We start from the raw sequence: 14,638 nt of genomic DNA on the forward strand, positions 1-14,638 counted from the left end.
ATACACCACAAGCACGTGGACCTTATCGCAACACCAGCAACAACCCACGTCGCGAACTCCGCACAGCCGGATCACCCACATCAAACGCAACACGAACGCCACCGCACACGGCCACTGCGGAAAGAAGCCACACCTACGCGACCGGGCTGCTGCGCCGCGGCGTCGCCGCCGAGGTCGTGCAACGGCTGCTCGGTCACTCGAGTATCAGCGTCACCGTCGATACCTACGCCCACCTCAAGATTGAGGACACGCGCCGCGTCCTGGCCGAGACCGGGTTCCTCGACACACCTGCTGACACGGAGCCGACCGCATGAGTCATCTGCAGCCCGTCCCGCACAGCGACAACGGCGCCGACACCGGCCTGGCGGGGCGGTTGCGGCCGCAGTTCGCGCAACCGATTATCGTGGTCGACCCGGACGATCCGGTGATGGGCGGACCACGGTGTCTGGTCCCGGTCTGCGACCGGCTGGCGGTGATCTTCGGCAAGTGCTCGGCGCACCATCAGCGCTGGATCGACGACGGCCGGCCCGACGATATCGATGCCTGGGCGGTCACGGCACCGGCGACCCGGCGCTGGTTGCAACAGCCGCCGAAATGCGCGATCGCCACCTGCCGACGCTATCGTGCGCGAGCACGGCCTCTGCCATTCCCACGCCCACCGCTGGCACCGGGAGGGCCGAGTCGATCTGACGCAGTGGATCGCCGACGGTGGCGGACCGCCGCTGCCAGCCGGGATCCGCTGCCGGTTTCCCGGCTGCGGACTCGACGCCGAGGGTGAGGCGGGAATGTGTGTCCACCACCGCAATCGGTGGATCCGAGCTGACCGGCCACCGATCGAGTCGTGGTTGCTGGGCTGCGCCACATTCGGTCAGGACCGGTTCGATCTGCGGGCATTGCCGATGCCGATGCGGCTCGAGATCGCCTACTCGATCCAATGCCGCGTCGACGAGCGCCGCACCATCACCCGCCCGCACTCGATCCGCCGCCTGCTGCGCGCACTGCCCGACAGCGGCGCCGGTTCGCTGCTGGACCGCCGCCCCGAGGACTGGATGACCTATCTCGGGTTCTCCAACGAACGCGGCCACATCGAACGCCGGTTCCTGCTGGACGCGATCGGCTACCTGCGTGACGTCGTCGAAGGCGTCGGCTGGGATGCGGAGTTCCCCCGCGACATCTGGCTGCTGCGCAGGCTCGGGTTCGGTGGTCGCGACACCACGTTCCGGTTCACCGGCATCGAGCCGATCTGGCTGCGGAAGTTGACCAAACGCTGGGCCCGCTGGCGGCTGTCGACCGGCATCGGGGTCGGCACAGTCGGCGGCGACATCCGCGCGATCACCTTGCTCTCCCAATCGTTCCCGGTCCTGCAGCGCGGTCCCGAAGGCCTGACACGGGAACTGATCGAGGTCCACCTCGCTCATTTGGCCGAACGGTTCCCGAACCCGAAAACCCGCACCGGACAACTGAGCAGCCTCGCCGGGCTGCTGCGGTCCGCTCGCCAGCACGCCTGGGAACCACGCCTTTCCCCGCAGGTCGACCTGTTTCCCGAGGACTATCCCCGCCTCGACAGGGGCGCACCCAGAGCGTTGTCGGAGGCAGTGATGGCACAACTGGAGAATCCCGCAGTCCTCGACCGGTTCGCCGACCCGCGCGGGCGGCTGCTGGCACGGATCCTCATGAGCACCGGACTGCGGGTCGGCGACGGAGCCCGATTGAAGCTGGACTGCATCGCCCGTGACGGCCAGGGCGCGCCCTATCTGCGTTACACCAACCACAAGATGCGCCGAGAAGCGTTCGTCCCGATCGACACCGACCTGGCCGAAGCGATCACCACACAGCAACAAGCCGTGCTCACCGAGTTCGACGATCCGGTATTCCTGCTGCCCCGCCCGAACCGCAACCCCGAAGGCAAGGTGGCGTTCAGCACCGCAACCTTCCGCGGCGAACTACGAGAATGGTTGCGGATCTGCGATATTCGTGACGAACTCGGCAGGCCGGTGCATGTCTCGCCACATCAGTGGCGTCACACATTCGGCACCAGATTGATCAACAACGAGGTCCCGCAGGAAACCGTCCGCCGCCTGGTCGACCACGACTCGCACGCCATGACCTCCCACTACGCCCGGCTCTCGGACACAACGATCCGGGAACAATGGGAACGCGCACGCAAGGTCAACATCGCCGGCGAACAGCTGGCGGCCGACACCGGCCCGCTCGCCGATGCGGTCTGGATGAAGAACAACCTCGCCCGCGCGAAAATGGCACTGCCCAACGGCTACTGCGCGCTGCCGCTCCAACAGAAATGCGAATTCGCCAACGCCTGTCTGACTTGCCCGGTCTTCGTGACGACCCCGGAGTTCCTGCCCCAGCACCGCCGCCAACTCGAACAAACCCAAGCACTGATCACCCAAGCCGACCACAACGGCCACCAGCGGCTGGCCGAAATGAACCGCACCGTCGAGAAGAACCTGCTCGCTATCATCGAGGGCCTCACCACGACGGGCAACTGTTGCAGCAACGGGACATCCTGCGCCTGCACCGGGAACGGCGGCTCGCATGCCTGCTGACCCCCACCGCCTCGCCGAGCATGCCCGCCAACGGCATCGCGAGACCCTCACACGCGCCGAGCAGGCCCTCACTGAACTGGCCGACGCCGGCCAACCGGTGACCGTCGCACTGCTGGCCGACCGAGCCGGTGTCTCACGGTCGTGGATCTACACCCAGCCCGCACTGCACGAAAGGGTCAAGCAACTACGCCATCAACAAGCCAGCTCCGACCGCGTCCACGACACCGTCACGCGAGCCAGCGACGACTCGAACCGCCACCGACTCGCCCTGGCACACGAGCGAATAAGCCAGCTCCGCGGTGAGAATCAGCAACTCCGTGACGCCCTCGCGCACGCCCACGGCCAGCTCCGCACCGCCCGCATCAGCACCGACAGTCAGCAGTCGGCTGAACTCGGTGCACTGCTGCAGCTGCTACACGACTGGCTGGCCGCCGACCAAACCGCCCGCACCAGCCTGGACACCTTCGCCGAGGCACCGTTCACCTCGCGTCGCCTGCGCGAGGACCTGATCCGGTTCACCTACCTGTCAAACCCTGTCGTCAATCGGGAACGGATCGCATTGGATCGGGTGCGTCGTTACCGCATGATCCGGCTGGCGCGGAAGCCGCCTCCAGGGGCATGTCGTCAAAGGGTCATTTGACGACATCAACGGACGTGGCTCACGGCGGACCGTGCCCGATGCGCATCGGTGAGGGGAGTCCGTCTATTCGCACGCCCATGGTGCGGATCACCGCGTAGACGTCGTTATCGCACATCGGGCACAGCCGGGTGGCGTACTCGGTGGTCGTGGGCAGGAAGTCGGTGGGGATGCCGAGCTTGACCAGGAATTCGCGTTCGCGCTCGAAGTGCTCGAGCGTCCGTGTCGAGAGCGTCGCCAGCGCGAGCAGCTGCTGCGCGGTGGCCGGATCGAAGCGAGCGCGGTCGATCGCCGCGGTCACCTCGGTGATCGCCTGCCTCCAGACGCTCACCAGCGGTGTCGGTCTGTCGCCCTCGTACACCGGAGCATCCGGCGGGGTCACCACCGCCGAAGCGAGATCGCCTTCGGCGGTGATCCTCCGTGCCACGACGAGTTCGAGGGCGACCGCCGCGGCGTGCCGCATCGCTTCCTGCATCGGCGGGTCCATCAGCTCGTAGGGTTTCCATACGATCAGCCCGCCGCGTGGCCCGCGGCCGGTGGTCTGCCAGATCAGTTCGAGGCGCTCTCGGGTGTCTTGTCGGCGGCCGAGCATGCTGACCTCGTCGATCAGGGTCCGTAGCAGGCGCATCCACACCGCGACGTCGATCGTCCGGCCCGGCAACCGCACTCGGCCGGTGGTCAGGCCCTGATAGGTGTACCGGTCCAGGCTCGCCAGTGGTTCGGCAACCGGGACCGGTTGCGGGCGTTCGTGTTCGGGCAGGTGCAGTTTCCAGGTCTCGGTGGCGTTGATGAGCAGGCATCGGTGCTCGGCGCACCCGCTCACCAGCGGCAGTCTCCAGGCCAGCGCTCGTGGCCGGTCCGGGTCGGTGTAGCAGACCGGGCAGTGCCGCAGCCGGAATTGCGGGCCCGGCAGCCAAGGCCCGCGCCAGTGCCGGTCGTTCACGTGGTTGCGTCCGGCCTCACCGGGCCGCAGCAGCACCGAGTTCTCCCGCACGTAGGTGTCGAACACCTCCTGCGCATCGAACTCACGCCCCGCATACTTGTCCAGCAGTGCGCCCGCCCAGCCGCCCAACGTCATCGTCCGCAGAAGCGCCGGCTCGACCCCGGTCCTCTCGGCCAGGGCTTTCACCAGCGGTTCGGGGACCTCCCACCAGTCGTTGTCGACCATGTGCGCGGGCATCTCGGGCCCGAGCGAGGCCAGCAGAGTTTTGACCGGCATCCGGTAGATCCTGGCCAGCCGCTCCAGCCAGGACGACAGCGACTCCAGCAGATCCGGCTGCGGATGCAGCGGCCAGCGCGCTGGTGCGCTCACGCCAGGTCTCGTTCGAACATCCGGCGGCGTTCGGTCGGTCCGACGTAGGGCGCCAGCACCAGGGTCTTCTGGTTGATCGCTTCCTCTCCGGACTCGATCGCCGCGATCGCGGCGTCGGTCAGCAGTGTGGTCAGCTCGCCGATGGTGCCCTCGCTGCGGGTCAGCAGGTAGGTGGCCATTTCCACGGTCGCGATCGGCGATGACCGGCGCAGCGGAAACGCGGCGGCGAAGCTGGCCAGCAACGCACACCCCTGGGCGTCGGGCTGCCAGCGGGGAAGGATGAGCGGGGCGAACCGGTTCTCCAGCTGCGGATCCGAGCGGATCGCCAGGTAGGCGTCGTTAGTGCCGACCCCCACCAGCGGGATCCGCAGCTCGTTGCCGAGGAATCGAAGCAGGTTCAGGAACTCCCGCTGGACCGTGCCGCTGCGGCCCGCTAGGACATTGTGCAGTTCGTCGATCACGAGTACCCGAACTCCCGTGGCGCGCAGCATGCTCAACACCAGGCCAGCCGCGGTGCCCTGGCCCGCGCGGGCGAGCCGAGAGCGGCCAGCAGCGCGGTGTAGAACCCGGTGACCGATGGCTCAGACGGCATCTGCATCGTCAGCACGGGGATCTCCTCGTGGTCCGGATGCGAGGTCGGCGGATGAGTCCGGCAGAACTTCTCGATGATCATCGACTTGCCGTTGTTCGTCGGGCCGACGATCAGCAGGTTCGGCATCCGCTGCTTGCGGGGCGTGTCCAGCAGCGTTTCCAGCCTGGCCAAAGCGTCGGTGGCACGGGTGTAGCCGATCCACCGGTCCCCACGCACGTACCGCAACCGCTGCGGGCCCGGCAGCATCGCGATCGGGCGCGCCGAGGAATGCAGATGCGACAGGTCCCGTTCGTCGATCACCACTGCTCGATCTCCTCGAACGGCGCCACCGGCGCGGCCGCCGAATCGGCGGGCGGTGGCGGCAGGACCGGATACGCGCCCTTGCGGGGCGGGGTGTTGTTGTTGCGGCGCTGTTTGTCGCGGCGGGCCTTGCGGCTGGCCGCGGTGGCGGTGTCGGTGATGTGGCGCATCTGTTCGACCATCGCGAACAGCGCGTTCTCGTCGACCTCGGCGCGGCCTTGCTCGCGCAGCCGGGCCACCGCTGCGGTCTGCTCCCACACGCTGATCGCCGGACGTGACCACGTCCGGTACGGCACCTCGAGGTATTCGCCGGTGTCCGGGTGTAGGGCCCAGATGCGGGAGATGTCGCGCGGGTCGCGCCGCAGCACGAACTTGCCGAGCAGCTCCCGGCGCGCGATCAGCGGCTTCAGGGCGTCGCAATAGTATTGGACGTGGTCGAGCCGGAAACCGCTGCGGGTCAGCGACCGCCGTTCCACCGGCAGGAAATCGACCAGGAACGCGGTCTCGTTGGTCACCGTCGGCGGGGTTCCCAGCTCGGCGGCCAGCTCCGCCCACACCCCCACCGGGGTGCGCCCACCCAGGCCGTCGTGCGGTTCGCCGTGGTAGAAGGCCACCGCCAGCACCATCCACCGCTGCAGCTCGGTCAGCGTGAGCACGGCTTTCGCGTCACTGTCGTAGTCGCCGCGCTCACGCGGGTTGGAGAACGTGGTGCCGGGCAGCTCATGGGTCAGCCGCATCATGGTGCCGACCAGGCGTTCGACGATGCCGCCGTAGTGCGGGGCACCCAGCGGCCGGTAGTCCACGGTGATGCCGTGCTGATCGCAGCCGCGGCGCAAGGCCTCGCTCTTGAACTCCGTCGCGTTGTCGACATACAGCCTGACGGGTTTGCCGCTCATCGGCCACACCGCCTCCACGCCGAGGCGCTCGAGCCAGGCCCGCTTGTCAACCGCCATCTGCGCCAGGCACAACCCGACCGAGGTCGCCGACGGCGCTTCGAGGGTGATCACCGGGCCCGGAACACATTTGGTGGCCTCGTCGATCGCCGCGGTCACATACGGCCGGCCGATCGGCAGCCGGTGCAGCTCGTCGACCACGATCACATCCGCCGGGGTGTGATCGATCTGGACCCGCTCCAGCAGTCCTTCGGTCACCGGCGCGGAACCGCCCGCCGACCGGCGCGAACGTGCCGCGTCCACGCCTTCCCGGGCGGTGACCACCATCGTCTGGTCCAGCCGGCCGATCCGCCGCACTACCGCTGACCGGGACGGCGGACGTAGCCCTTTGGCCTGGCACTCGTGGGTGATCTCGCGGCAGATCACCGCCACCGAACGCCGCTGCCGCGTCAGATACCTCATCCGCAGCACCTTGCGGACGATCGCCTCCACCTCGTCGGGTAGCCGCTCACCGCCCCGGCCGCCGCTCGAGGTGCCGGGCAGCAGGTCCGAGGCCAGTCCGTCCCCGGCCCGCCACCGCTTCACCAGCGCGTACACCTGCCGTCGCTTCAGGCCCAGCTCCGCTGCGGCGTCGTCGGCGGCGCCGGTGCTGACCCGATCGTTGTGTGCGAGGCGGCCGATCACCTCCGCCCGGTGCACCGCCGATTGCCAGTGCGACTCATCTGCGGTGACCACACCGCGGTCAGTGGCCTTGGCCGTATCGTCGGACATACCGCAGCTCTCCCGTGCATACGAGTTCGAACGAAAAGCACGGTAGTGCAGACGAGTTCGCGACACACCGATGTCCGAAGTCCACTGCAATCAGGACCGAACCCCGAGGACAGCAGTGCAGAGGAGTTCGAACAATGACACCGATGGACCGAACGGCAGGGCACTCCACGCCCGGCCCCGAGACGGCGGCACGGCATGGGTGAGTCGCGCGTTGTGCGCCCGTTGCGGGCCGGGATCCGCCTCGACGCTGCGGTCCAGACTTATCTGCACACAGTGACCGCCGCCAACACTCGCCGCGGCTACCGCACCGCGCTGACCGCGCTGGTCTCCGAGTTCGGCGCGGATTGCGATCCGGCGCTGCTGGATCCGGATCGGGTCGCGGCCTGGTTCCGCATCCGATGGGGTGGAGCGTCGGCGCAGACGTTCAACGTGCGCCTGGCCGCGCTGCGCGCCGCGTGCGACTACTGGCGCGAGCAGGCGTGGCTGGTCGGCGACCCGCTGGTGCGGTTGCGGCCGCGGTCAGTGCCCGCCGACCGCAGCCGGGCGCTGACCCGCCCGGAGGTGACCACGATCCTGCGCATGGACGCGGATCTGCGGGAGCGGGTGCTTTGGCACATGCTCTACGAGACCGCCGCCCGCGCCGAGGAACTGCTGATGCTCGACGTCCCGGATCTCGACCCCGCCAACCGGTGCGCCTGCGTGCGCCGCAAGGGCGGCGCCATCGACGTGGTGGCCTGGCAGACCGGAACCGCCCGGCTGCTGCCGCGCATGCTCGCCGGCCGCCGCGCCGGGCCGCTGTTCCTCACCGACCGCAAAGCCAAACCGCATGTGGCTGTTGCGGATATCGACTCGGGCAGTCATCGGGCCCGGCTGTCGTACCGGCGGGCGGCCGAGCTGTTCGAGCACCACACCGCGCAGCTGCCCGGCGGCCCGTTCACGCTGCACCAGCTGCGGCACTCCCGGCTGACCCATGCGGCCGAGGACGGGGCCTCCACACCGATGCTGATGACGCTGTCCGGGCATTCCTCGGTGCGGTCGCTGGCGAAATACGCGCGCCCGTCGAAAGAAGCGCTGCTGGCGTGGCAGGCCGCCACCGACCCCGCCGCGCGGCGGCGCCGCTGAGGACGCGCACTCAGCCCGTACCTACACGTTTGGATGCGGTTCATGATCTTCGCGGCCGCCGCGGCTTCATATGCAGGTGCGTCGTATCCGTTCGAGAAGGTGTTGTCTGTCGGTCAGTATGTCGAGCAGATACACCATCGGCACCAGGACGATGTCGGCTGGCAACTGCCCAGTGTGCTCGGCAAGGATCTCAGCGTTGTTGTTGAATCCGTGAGTGGTGTTGCGACGCGCATTCCACAGTTGAAGGAGTCGCGATTCAGTGGTCGCGTCGGGGTTTGGGCTGGGGACAAAGAACTCGTCGGCGACTTGGGTTGCAGCAGCCAGCGCCCGCCAGGCCGGCGCCATGATCAGGGGTCTGATGCGATCGGGCACACGATCCTCGATGGCGGTGATCCGCTTCTGAATTCGCGCGGGGGTCATGAGCTGACCGATTCCGTTACTGCCGGTGAAGCTGTCGCCGAGAATATCCATCGCGGGGAACATGAGCATCAGCTGCGCGGCCCGGTCGCGGGGATGACGAGCGATTGCGCTGATGCGAGACAGAAGCTGCTCGAGGTTCAGCATCCACCGCTGATGTGCCTCTGGCACGTAGACTCCATTTCCGTCGATGTAGGTGGTGGGGCTGAAGATGTCCCGCATCGCGTTGTTGATCCTCCCCGCCCACCAGTCGACTGCCTCCGAATATGCGGCCTTGTGCAGGGTGGTGGCGTCGAGAGAAGTCGTGTCGAAGTCTTTCGAGGTGATGTGGTGGGTCAGCTCCTGCAAGGAGTCGAGGGGGTCGCGGCTGGCGCCCGGTCCGCGGCCGCCGATCTTCCGGCCCAATGTGTAGATGATGATTTGCCCGAGGCGCGGCGCGCCGAATCCCCACATGCCCGGGGAGAGGTTGCCGAGAAGCGGTGCGAAGTAGAGGCCGCCAAAAACCGTTCCCTTCAGGAGTGCGCCTGACGACTGAAACGCGAGCTCGTCTGGATTCGTCTCCGTGCTTTTGACGATCTCGGCCACAGTGTTGTGCTTGAGCCGAAGGAAGACCTGCGGGAGTAGCGACCAGCGGTAGGCGATGTCGTCGATCCGAATGTCGTGGACCGAGTGCCTCGGGAACAACGGTTCGGTCGATCCGTCGTCGTGCGTCAGCTCAAGCCCAGCGAGCAGATCGCTGCCCCACTTGATCGTTGCTGGGACCTGGTTATCGGGTACTGCGACCAGCATCTGGACGATCCGGTCGAGCCGAGAAGGGAGTGTGGGGTTCGCGTCCAGCTCTTGGGCAAGTTTGTTGAATTTGTCCGTCAAGCTGGCTGGCATCCCGCCGGGAACTCCCGGCGTGGGGGCCTTGGAGACGTCGAATCTGCTGCGTGAGAGAGCTGGTCCGGTCAGATCATGAAGATCGACCTGCCACCGCAGCTGTACGGGGGGAATCCCGCCGGCTTCTTGGACTACCTCGGTCTGCGCGTCGACCGCCGCCCATCGGGATCCACCCCTGATTGGGAGGTCTCGGCGAAACCAGTCGATCTCGTCGAGGCCAAGACTCTGCAATCGTGGCACGCGCAGCCGGAGCATCTACCAATTCGTTGACTGTGCCCCGGATGCGCCGGGTAGAGAATCGGCCTTGTAAGCGGAAGGTCGTCAATTCAAGTCGAGCCGATCGCTGCTGGGACCTCGTTCAATGTCGGCCCGTCATGCCACACTTCGCCCACGGAGCTGCCCTGGCCGGAGGAGAACGAATGGCCACCACCAACGAACGGCCCATGGTGAGGCTGGTCGCGCACTGCCGCCGCTGCGGCGGCTGGCTGTTGTCGCCGCAATCGGTCGCGCAGGGGATCGGGCCGACCTGCGCGATCCGCGAGCGCGCCGAACAACGCGCTGCAGCTGCACAGCATCCCCAGGAGCTGGCCCTGTTCGACATTGCGGCGTAGCCGCTCGAAACCCGCGCGCGTGCGCGCGTGCACCGTCATTCGGGGGAATGACGGTGGGTTATTCGTGGAGTCGGCGGTGCAGGTCGTCCAGGAGCTCGATCGCGGCGGTGAACGCCGGAATGGACTCGGTCGGAAGCGAGTAGGCGGCCACCTTGGACGTGAGTGGATTCGGGTATCGGATTGCCTGGATCAGCCGCCGCTCGGGCAGGCCGCGGGTGACGCCTTCCCGACGGGCCGCGACGTTGAGTGACTGTGTGGCCGCGCGCAGCAGGCTGTCGCCGGTCAGCTCTGAGAGCCTGCCGACCGGGGCGGATCCGCCTTCGGCGATCAGAGCCTGCACCAGCCGGTAGCCGCCGGGTGTCGAGACCGCAGGATCTGCGCCGCCACCGCGGGGGTCCACTCGACACGCTCGACGTCCCCGATGTCCGGCGGGGTGTCCACAGGATCGGACTCGGCGGTGTCGGTACCGCAGAGCAGTGCGGAGAGGCGGTCGGCGACGGCGACCTGCGCGGCCAGCAGCCCCAGCTGAACCCGCAGCTGCGGGGCCATCTCGCTGCCGTTCAACTCCTCGGCAGCCAGATGCAGCTGCTGCCGCGCGGGGGTAGGGGCCTGTTCACATGAGTCCGCCCTGCGTAGGCTCGGCCACCGGGGGAGAGCGCAAGTGGGGGTTTTCGAGCAGAAGAGAAGGATTCATGAAACGGTTTACCACCTGCCTCGTCTTGGCCACCGCTCTGCTGGCTCCGGGACAGCTGATGATGGTCCCCGCAGCCACGGCCGCACCGACCGCTGTGGCACCGGTCAACGGGCCGATGCTCGGCTCGGCCGACAAGGGGTGCGCGCCTCCGCAGCTGCCCTGCTCGCCGCTGATGCAGCTGTTCATTGCGTTGACGACGGGCTCAGCCGAGGCCAGCGGCTCGACCAAGGGGGGCCAGTAGCGACCTGGGGCGTTGCCGGGCGTGTGAGCGAATTCGGCGCAACCGCGCCGACGACCCCCGCGGAGGCCCTCGCCCTGGTGCTCAATTCCCCCCCCGCAGCACCCCTCGCCAACCGCGCCCACGACGGCATTCTCGCCAGGAGCACGCATAGCGCCACCGCGACCGCCGCGACTGACCTGCTGAACGCACTCATCACCACCGGCACCTTGCGCCAGCCCTTCCGCGTCGGATACATGCGCTTAGTCGTCCTTTTGCGCGGGCCTTGGCCCTGCCCCTTGCGGGTGCTTAGGTGGTTCAGGGTGGCCTCGAATGCGGCGACCATGGCGAGGGTTTGCAGGAACAGCTCGCCGAACGGGTCGGCCCAGTTGCCGGTCTTGCGCGCCTGGCCGAGATAGCCACACCACTTGGCCAGAAGTCACCAACAGCGGTCTGGCCGTACCGGGCCTCGGGATCACGAAAGCTCAGGTTTCAGATGGAGATGTCCCGAAAAGTTAACCTCCTCCTCGGGAGACGCCTGATTGATGCTTCCGAAAAATTCAGTTATTGGCTAGCTGACCTCGAGTTGCGCGGAACCGCTAAAAAGCTGGTACGAGTTACGGATGAATTTCTCGAGCACGACCGAATTCTCGACAGGAAGGTAAGATGGAACGCATCCGATTCGTGGGGACGGCCGGTTGCCTCTGCGCCGCCGATACCGGGCAATTCAGTACTGATCAGCGGAATGGATCTGAACGGAAGAGAGCTAATGCTTCCGAACGGGCATGTGAAAAGGGTGCCACTAAGGACAGGCTATATGGAAGGAATCAATGGAGTTTCGTACGCTGCATCACGAGGGGTAGCAGCATTCTTCGAACGGACTCGCTGGGGGGAGAAGCCACTCAACTACGCACATACTTTTTTTCTCAAGAACAATCGAATCAAGTGGGATGGAGTAGGAACCGTACCGCCCTGGCCTAGCTCACAGGATCCTATAATCATACATTTCGATGTCGATCCGGGCACGGCGAAGGCTCTTGTCAACGCCGATATACCCCATTTTGATACCTACGGCCACGACCTTTCTCGGGGTACGGTGATATCTGTCGAACCGGAGATGCTCGCAAAATTGGTCGCGAACGACACCGATATCCGAAAATTGGCTGACAGCGATTCGAACAGGCCGATTGTAGCATTAGCGGGATATGCAGGAAAACCTGATAGCCTTTTTGCTCCGCGTTTCGCGGATGCCCTTCAAAATGTGGAAGGTTTCCGGCACGATCTGTACTTGAGTCGTGGAGCGCAACTTATCCGGGAAGGTGATGGCGGTTTCCTCAACGTTGACGTCGAGGCGACGCGAAAAGCAACGCAACTCCTGGGACGTCCACATCACGAGAGTACTTCCATATGGGAGACATATCCCGCTTCGAGTGGCTGAGTCCCGCGAATGTTGTTGATCTCGATTTTTCGCCGGGCGTCGGCCGGGCGTGGTTGGGTTCGGATTGGGTTTTCGGATGGTATCCGGGCTGGTGGGCGTGGTTGACCGGCCCGTGTCCGCGGGCTGGGGGGTTCCGTTGTTTTCTGCGCCGAAACTACTGGAACTCCCAGAGTCACCAGCGACCAACGCTGCATCAGCCGCTGGGGCGACTCGATCACGACGGCGGCGGCCGTCAAACGCGCCCCCGCACCAGGGGCAAAGCAAGCTCAGGATGGGGTCGGCCCGCGACCAACGATCTTGTGAGAACTGGCGTTTAGCCCGTACTGGAGCCGGGTTCGGAGGTGTCGTCGGGAAACCGGCTGGCGACCGGAGTGGCAACTGCCTACCGTGAGATGACTGACGAGAAGAGCACTGAGGCGGAGACGACGAGTGTGAACGTGAACGACAGCACCCTGCCCCTGTGGCGTCCGACGGGCCGGAGGAGCTGGCGCGGGTGGAGGCCTCGGGTTGGCGGGCGTGGCCGCCACGGTTGCCCGATCAGCCGATCTTCTACCCGGCTGCCGGACGGCAGCGGCATCGACGTGTGCCGCGATATCCGCGCCGAGCTCGGTCTGGAACGGCTGACCCAGGCCGCGGTCCAGGCGACCCCACTGCTGGGCGAGGACAGGGCCTGAACCGATGCTGACCGACTGGCTCTACGATCTGATCGGCCACTACTTGACGCTGACCGACGAGGTGCCCCGGGACGGCATCCTGGACTTCTCGGCCGGGTCGCTGACGGTCATCGGCGAGCTGCTGCTGGAGCGGTACGACGATGATTCCGACATCATCCGCGACCCTGACGACCGCGACCCCGACGACGAGTTCGAGTTCGTCCCGGCTGTCGCCGCGTACCTGGGCGAAACGCTGCTGCGGGCCGCGGGCGGTCGCTGGGACTGGCTGGACGACGAGCCGCTGGTGGTCCCGGGCGACGGGCTCGGCCTGGACCCGGTGGCGCCGATCGCGCTGATCGAGCAAGTCGTAGCGGAGCGCGAGGTGTCGCCGCTGACGTCTGTGTGGGAGGGGTGGGCGGCGGCGGTCGCGCGGGCCGGCGGACGTCCGGCGAAGGAGCCGACCGACCTGGACGACTTCACCCCGGTGGAGGACGCGGCCCACCTCGCGGCCTGGATCGGCGCGCGGACCGCGCGCTTCGGGGAGGCCACGCCGGAGTCGCTGGACCTCGTCGAGGAGGCCTTCCGCGCTGCCGGCCCGGACGACCGGGAGCTGTTCGCCGACGCGGTCTGGCACGTGGGCGAGGTGTTCCGGCAGGGCCTCGGCGGACGGTGGACCCAGGACGCGCCCGGACCGGTCGACGCGGAAAAGGTCCATGTGCGGTTGGTCGGTCCGGGGCGGGCGCGCGTGACGCCGTCGCTGCTGCTGGCCGCGTCGCGGGACCAGCCGGGGCACCTGCGGAGGTACTACGCTCTCGCGGATTGACATGCGCTCACATCCTCGTGGTGGCATCACGCCGACCAGGAGAGAACGCAGCTAACGGTCGCTGTCGGCCTGGCAGCCGCGTGACTGTGCGGATCCGCGCTTGCCCGCGCGCCGGGCTGCCTTAAATACTCCAGCGGTAGTTCGTGATCATGCTGCTTGGCCTGTTCTTCGCTGGTAGTGGGCTTGGTGGGCTCGGTGCTGATGTCGTCGACGCCATGTCGACCAGGTCAGGGTGTATTCGGGGCTGTGGGAGGGGCCGGTCGAGCAGGCCAGGAGGTGGCGTATCTCGTTTGCGGGTCAGTGGTGCCAGTTCGGTGTTGTCGGCCCGGGCGTGGGCTCGGGCGGTCAGGGTGGTGAGCAGGGCCAGAGCGAGCATGCACAACAGGGTCCAGCGCCGCCATGAGGTCCAGGTTCGGACCTGGTGTTGGTCCAGGCCGACGAGGGTCTTGGCGTGTTGGAAGTTGACCTCGATCGACCAGCGGCGCCCGGCAACCCGCGCGAGCGTGCCCAGACGTGGCAGTTTGGTGGAGAAGCACCGGTAATAGGCGAGTTTCCCGGTGGTGCGATTACGACGCGCGAGCAGTTACCGGTGTCCGGGCGAGGCGTCGTGGTCGTCGGCGAGGGTGATCCATGCCCAGTCGTAGAGGCGTGGGCCTTTCGCGCCGTCTCCTGCCGCCATCGCGTGCCACCGGCCCTTGGACAGCGCTGCGAC

18 protein-coding genes are annotated in these 14,638 nt (G+C 66.8%); 11 read left to right on the forward strand and 7 right to left on the reverse strand.

Annotated elements, in window-relative coordinates; translation table 11 throughout:
* The 4 genes from IU459_RS35470 to IU459_RS35485 form a co-directional block, all read left to right on the forward strand.
* A partial coding sequence (locus tag IU459_RS35470) for a tyrosine-type recombinase/integrase (protein WP_195133977.1) occupies positions 1-314 on the forward strand: 314 nt, incomplete at its 5' end.
* A complete protein-coding gene (locus tag IU459_RS35475; RefSeq protein ID WP_195133978.1) occupies positions 311-778 on the forward strand; it encodes a hypothetical protein in 468 nt (155 codons plus the stop codon). The genes IU459_RS35470 and IU459_RS35475, both read left to right, overlap by 4 nt.
* A 7-nt stretch (positions 779-785) precedes the next feature.
* Positions 786-2,564 carry a tyrosine-type recombinase/integrase gene (locus IU459_RS35480; RefSeq protein WP_195133979.1) on the forward strand — a complete coding sequence of 593 codons (1,779 nt, stop codon included), beginning with the start codon at positions 786-788 and terminating at the stop codon, positions 2,562-2,564.
* Entirely contained in the window at positions 2,554-3,204 is a 651-nt protein-coding gene (locus IU459_RS35485; protein WP_195133980.1) for a DUF6262 family protein, read from the forward strand. The genes IU459_RS35480 and IU459_RS35485 overlap by 11 nt, the downstream gene beginning before the upstream one ends.
* A 19-nt stretch (positions 3,205-3,223) precedes the next feature.
* Here the strand turns inward: IU459_RS35485 and IU459_RS35490 are convergent, their stop codons facing one another.
* The 4 genes from IU459_RS35490 to IU459_RS35500 are packed head-to-tail and all read right to left on the reverse strand — an operon-like array spanning position 3,224 to position 7,069.
* On the reverse strand, positions 3,224-4,513 hold the full coding sequence (locus tag IU459_RS35490; RefSeq protein ID WP_195133981.1) for a TniQ family protein: 1,290 nt from the start codon (positions 4,511-4,513) through the stop codon (positions 3,224-3,226).
* Positions 4,510-5,004 (reverse strand): TniB family NTP-binding protein, encoded by a 495-nt coding sequence (locus tag IU459_RS40580; RefSeq protein WP_324199150.1) that lies wholly within the window; start codon positions 5,002-5,004, stop codon positions 4,510-4,512. The genes IU459_RS35490 and IU459_RS40580 overlap by 4 nt, the downstream gene beginning before the upstream one ends.
* Before the next feature lie 2 nt (positions 5,005-5,006).
* Entirely contained in the window at positions 5,007-5,408 is a 402-nt protein-coding gene (locus tag IU459_RS40585; RefSeq protein ID WP_324199151.1) for a TniB family NTP-binding protein, read from the reverse strand.
* Positions 5,402-7,069, reverse strand: a complete 1,668-nt coding sequence (locus IU459_RS35500) for a Mu transposase C-terminal domain-containing protein (protein WP_195133982.1) — start codon at positions 7,067-7,069, stop codon at positions 5,402-5,404. Before IU459_RS35500 ends, IU459_RS40585 begins: the two co-directional genes overlap by 7 nt.
* Before the next feature lie 195 nt (positions 7,070-7,264).
* On the opposite strand from IU459_RS35500, the gene IU459_RS35505 reads away from it, so the two are divergent.
* Entirely contained in the window at positions 7,265-8,191 is a 927-nt protein-coding gene (locus tag IU459_RS35505; RefSeq protein ID WP_195133983.1) for a tyrosine-type recombinase/integrase, read from the forward strand.
* A gap of 66 nt (positions 8,192-8,257) precedes the next feature.
* On the opposite strand, the gene IU459_RS35510 is transcribed toward IU459_RS35505, so the two are convergent.
* The gene (locus IU459_RS35510; RefSeq protein WP_195133984.1) at positions 8,258-9,478 is read right to left on the reverse strand and encodes a hypothetical protein; all 1,221 of its coding nucleotides are present in this window, start codon (positions 9,476-9,478) and stop codon (positions 8,258-8,260) included.
* A gap of 87 nt (positions 9,479-9,565) precedes the next feature.
* Between IU459_RS35510 and IU459_RS35515 the strand changes: the two genes are divergently transcribed.
* Positions 9,566-9,760, forward strand: coding sequence for a hypothetical protein (locus IU459_RS35515; RefSeq protein ID WP_195133985.1), 195 nt, complete (start codon positions 9,566-9,568; stop codon positions 9,758-9,760).
* Between the two features lie 149 nt (positions 9,761-9,909).
* Positions 9,910-10,101 carry a DUF6011 domain-containing protein gene (locus IU459_RS35520; RefSeq protein WP_195133986.1) on the forward strand — a complete coding sequence of 64 codons (192 nt, stop codon included), beginning with the start codon at positions 9,910-9,912 and terminating at the stop codon, positions 10,099-10,101.
* A 58-nt stretch (positions 10,102-10,159) separates the two neighbouring features.
* Here the strand turns inward: IU459_RS35520 and IU459_RS35525 are convergent, their stop codons facing one another.
* Together IU459_RS35525 and IU459_RS35530 are read right to left on the reverse strand one after the other, a co-directional pair.
* Entirely contained in the window at positions 10,160-10,441 is a 282-nt protein-coding gene (locus IU459_RS35525) for a hypothetical protein (protein ID WP_195133987.1), read from the reverse strand.
* Positions 10,429-10,665 (reverse strand): hypothetical protein, encoded by a 237-nt coding sequence (locus IU459_RS35530; protein WP_195133988.1) that lies wholly within the window; start codon positions 10,663-10,665, stop codon positions 10,429-10,431. Before IU459_RS35530 ends, IU459_RS35525 begins: the two co-directional genes overlap by 13 nt.
* 128 nt (positions 10,666-10,793) lie before the next feature.
* Here IU459_RS35530 and IU459_RS35535 point away from each other — a divergent pair, with 128 nt between their 5' ends.
* The 4 genes from IU459_RS35535 (at position 10,794) to IU459_RS35550 (ending at position 13,926) form a co-directional block, all read left to right on the forward strand.
* Positions 10,794-11,036, forward strand: a complete 243-nt coding sequence (locus IU459_RS35535) for a hypothetical protein (RefSeq protein WP_195133989.1) — start codon at positions 10,794-10,796, stop codon at positions 11,034-11,036.
* 289 nt (positions 11,037-11,325) lie between these two features.
* On the forward strand, positions 11,326-12,450 hold the full coding sequence (locus tag IU459_RS35540; RefSeq protein WP_195133990.1) for a hypothetical protein: 1,125 nt from the start codon (positions 11,326-11,328) through the stop codon (positions 12,448-12,450).
* 392 nt (positions 12,451-12,842) lie between these two features.
* Positions 12,843-13,124, forward strand: coding sequence for a hypothetical protein (locus tag IU459_RS39020; protein WP_228838966.1), 282 nt, complete (start codon positions 12,843-12,845; stop codon positions 13,122-13,124).
* Positions 13,125-13,128: 4 nt separating this feature from the next.
* Entirely contained in the window at positions 13,129-13,926 is a 798-nt protein-coding gene (locus IU459_RS35550; RefSeq protein ID WP_195133991.1) for a hypothetical protein, read from the forward strand.
* Positions 13,927-14,638: the final 712 nt, after the last annotated feature.

It is taken from the genome of Nocardia amamiensis, assembly GCF_015477605.1.
GTDB classification, from domain to species: domain Bacteria; phylum Actinomycetota; class Actinomycetes; order Mycobacteriales; family Mycobacteriaceae; genus Nocardia; species Nocardia amamiensis_A.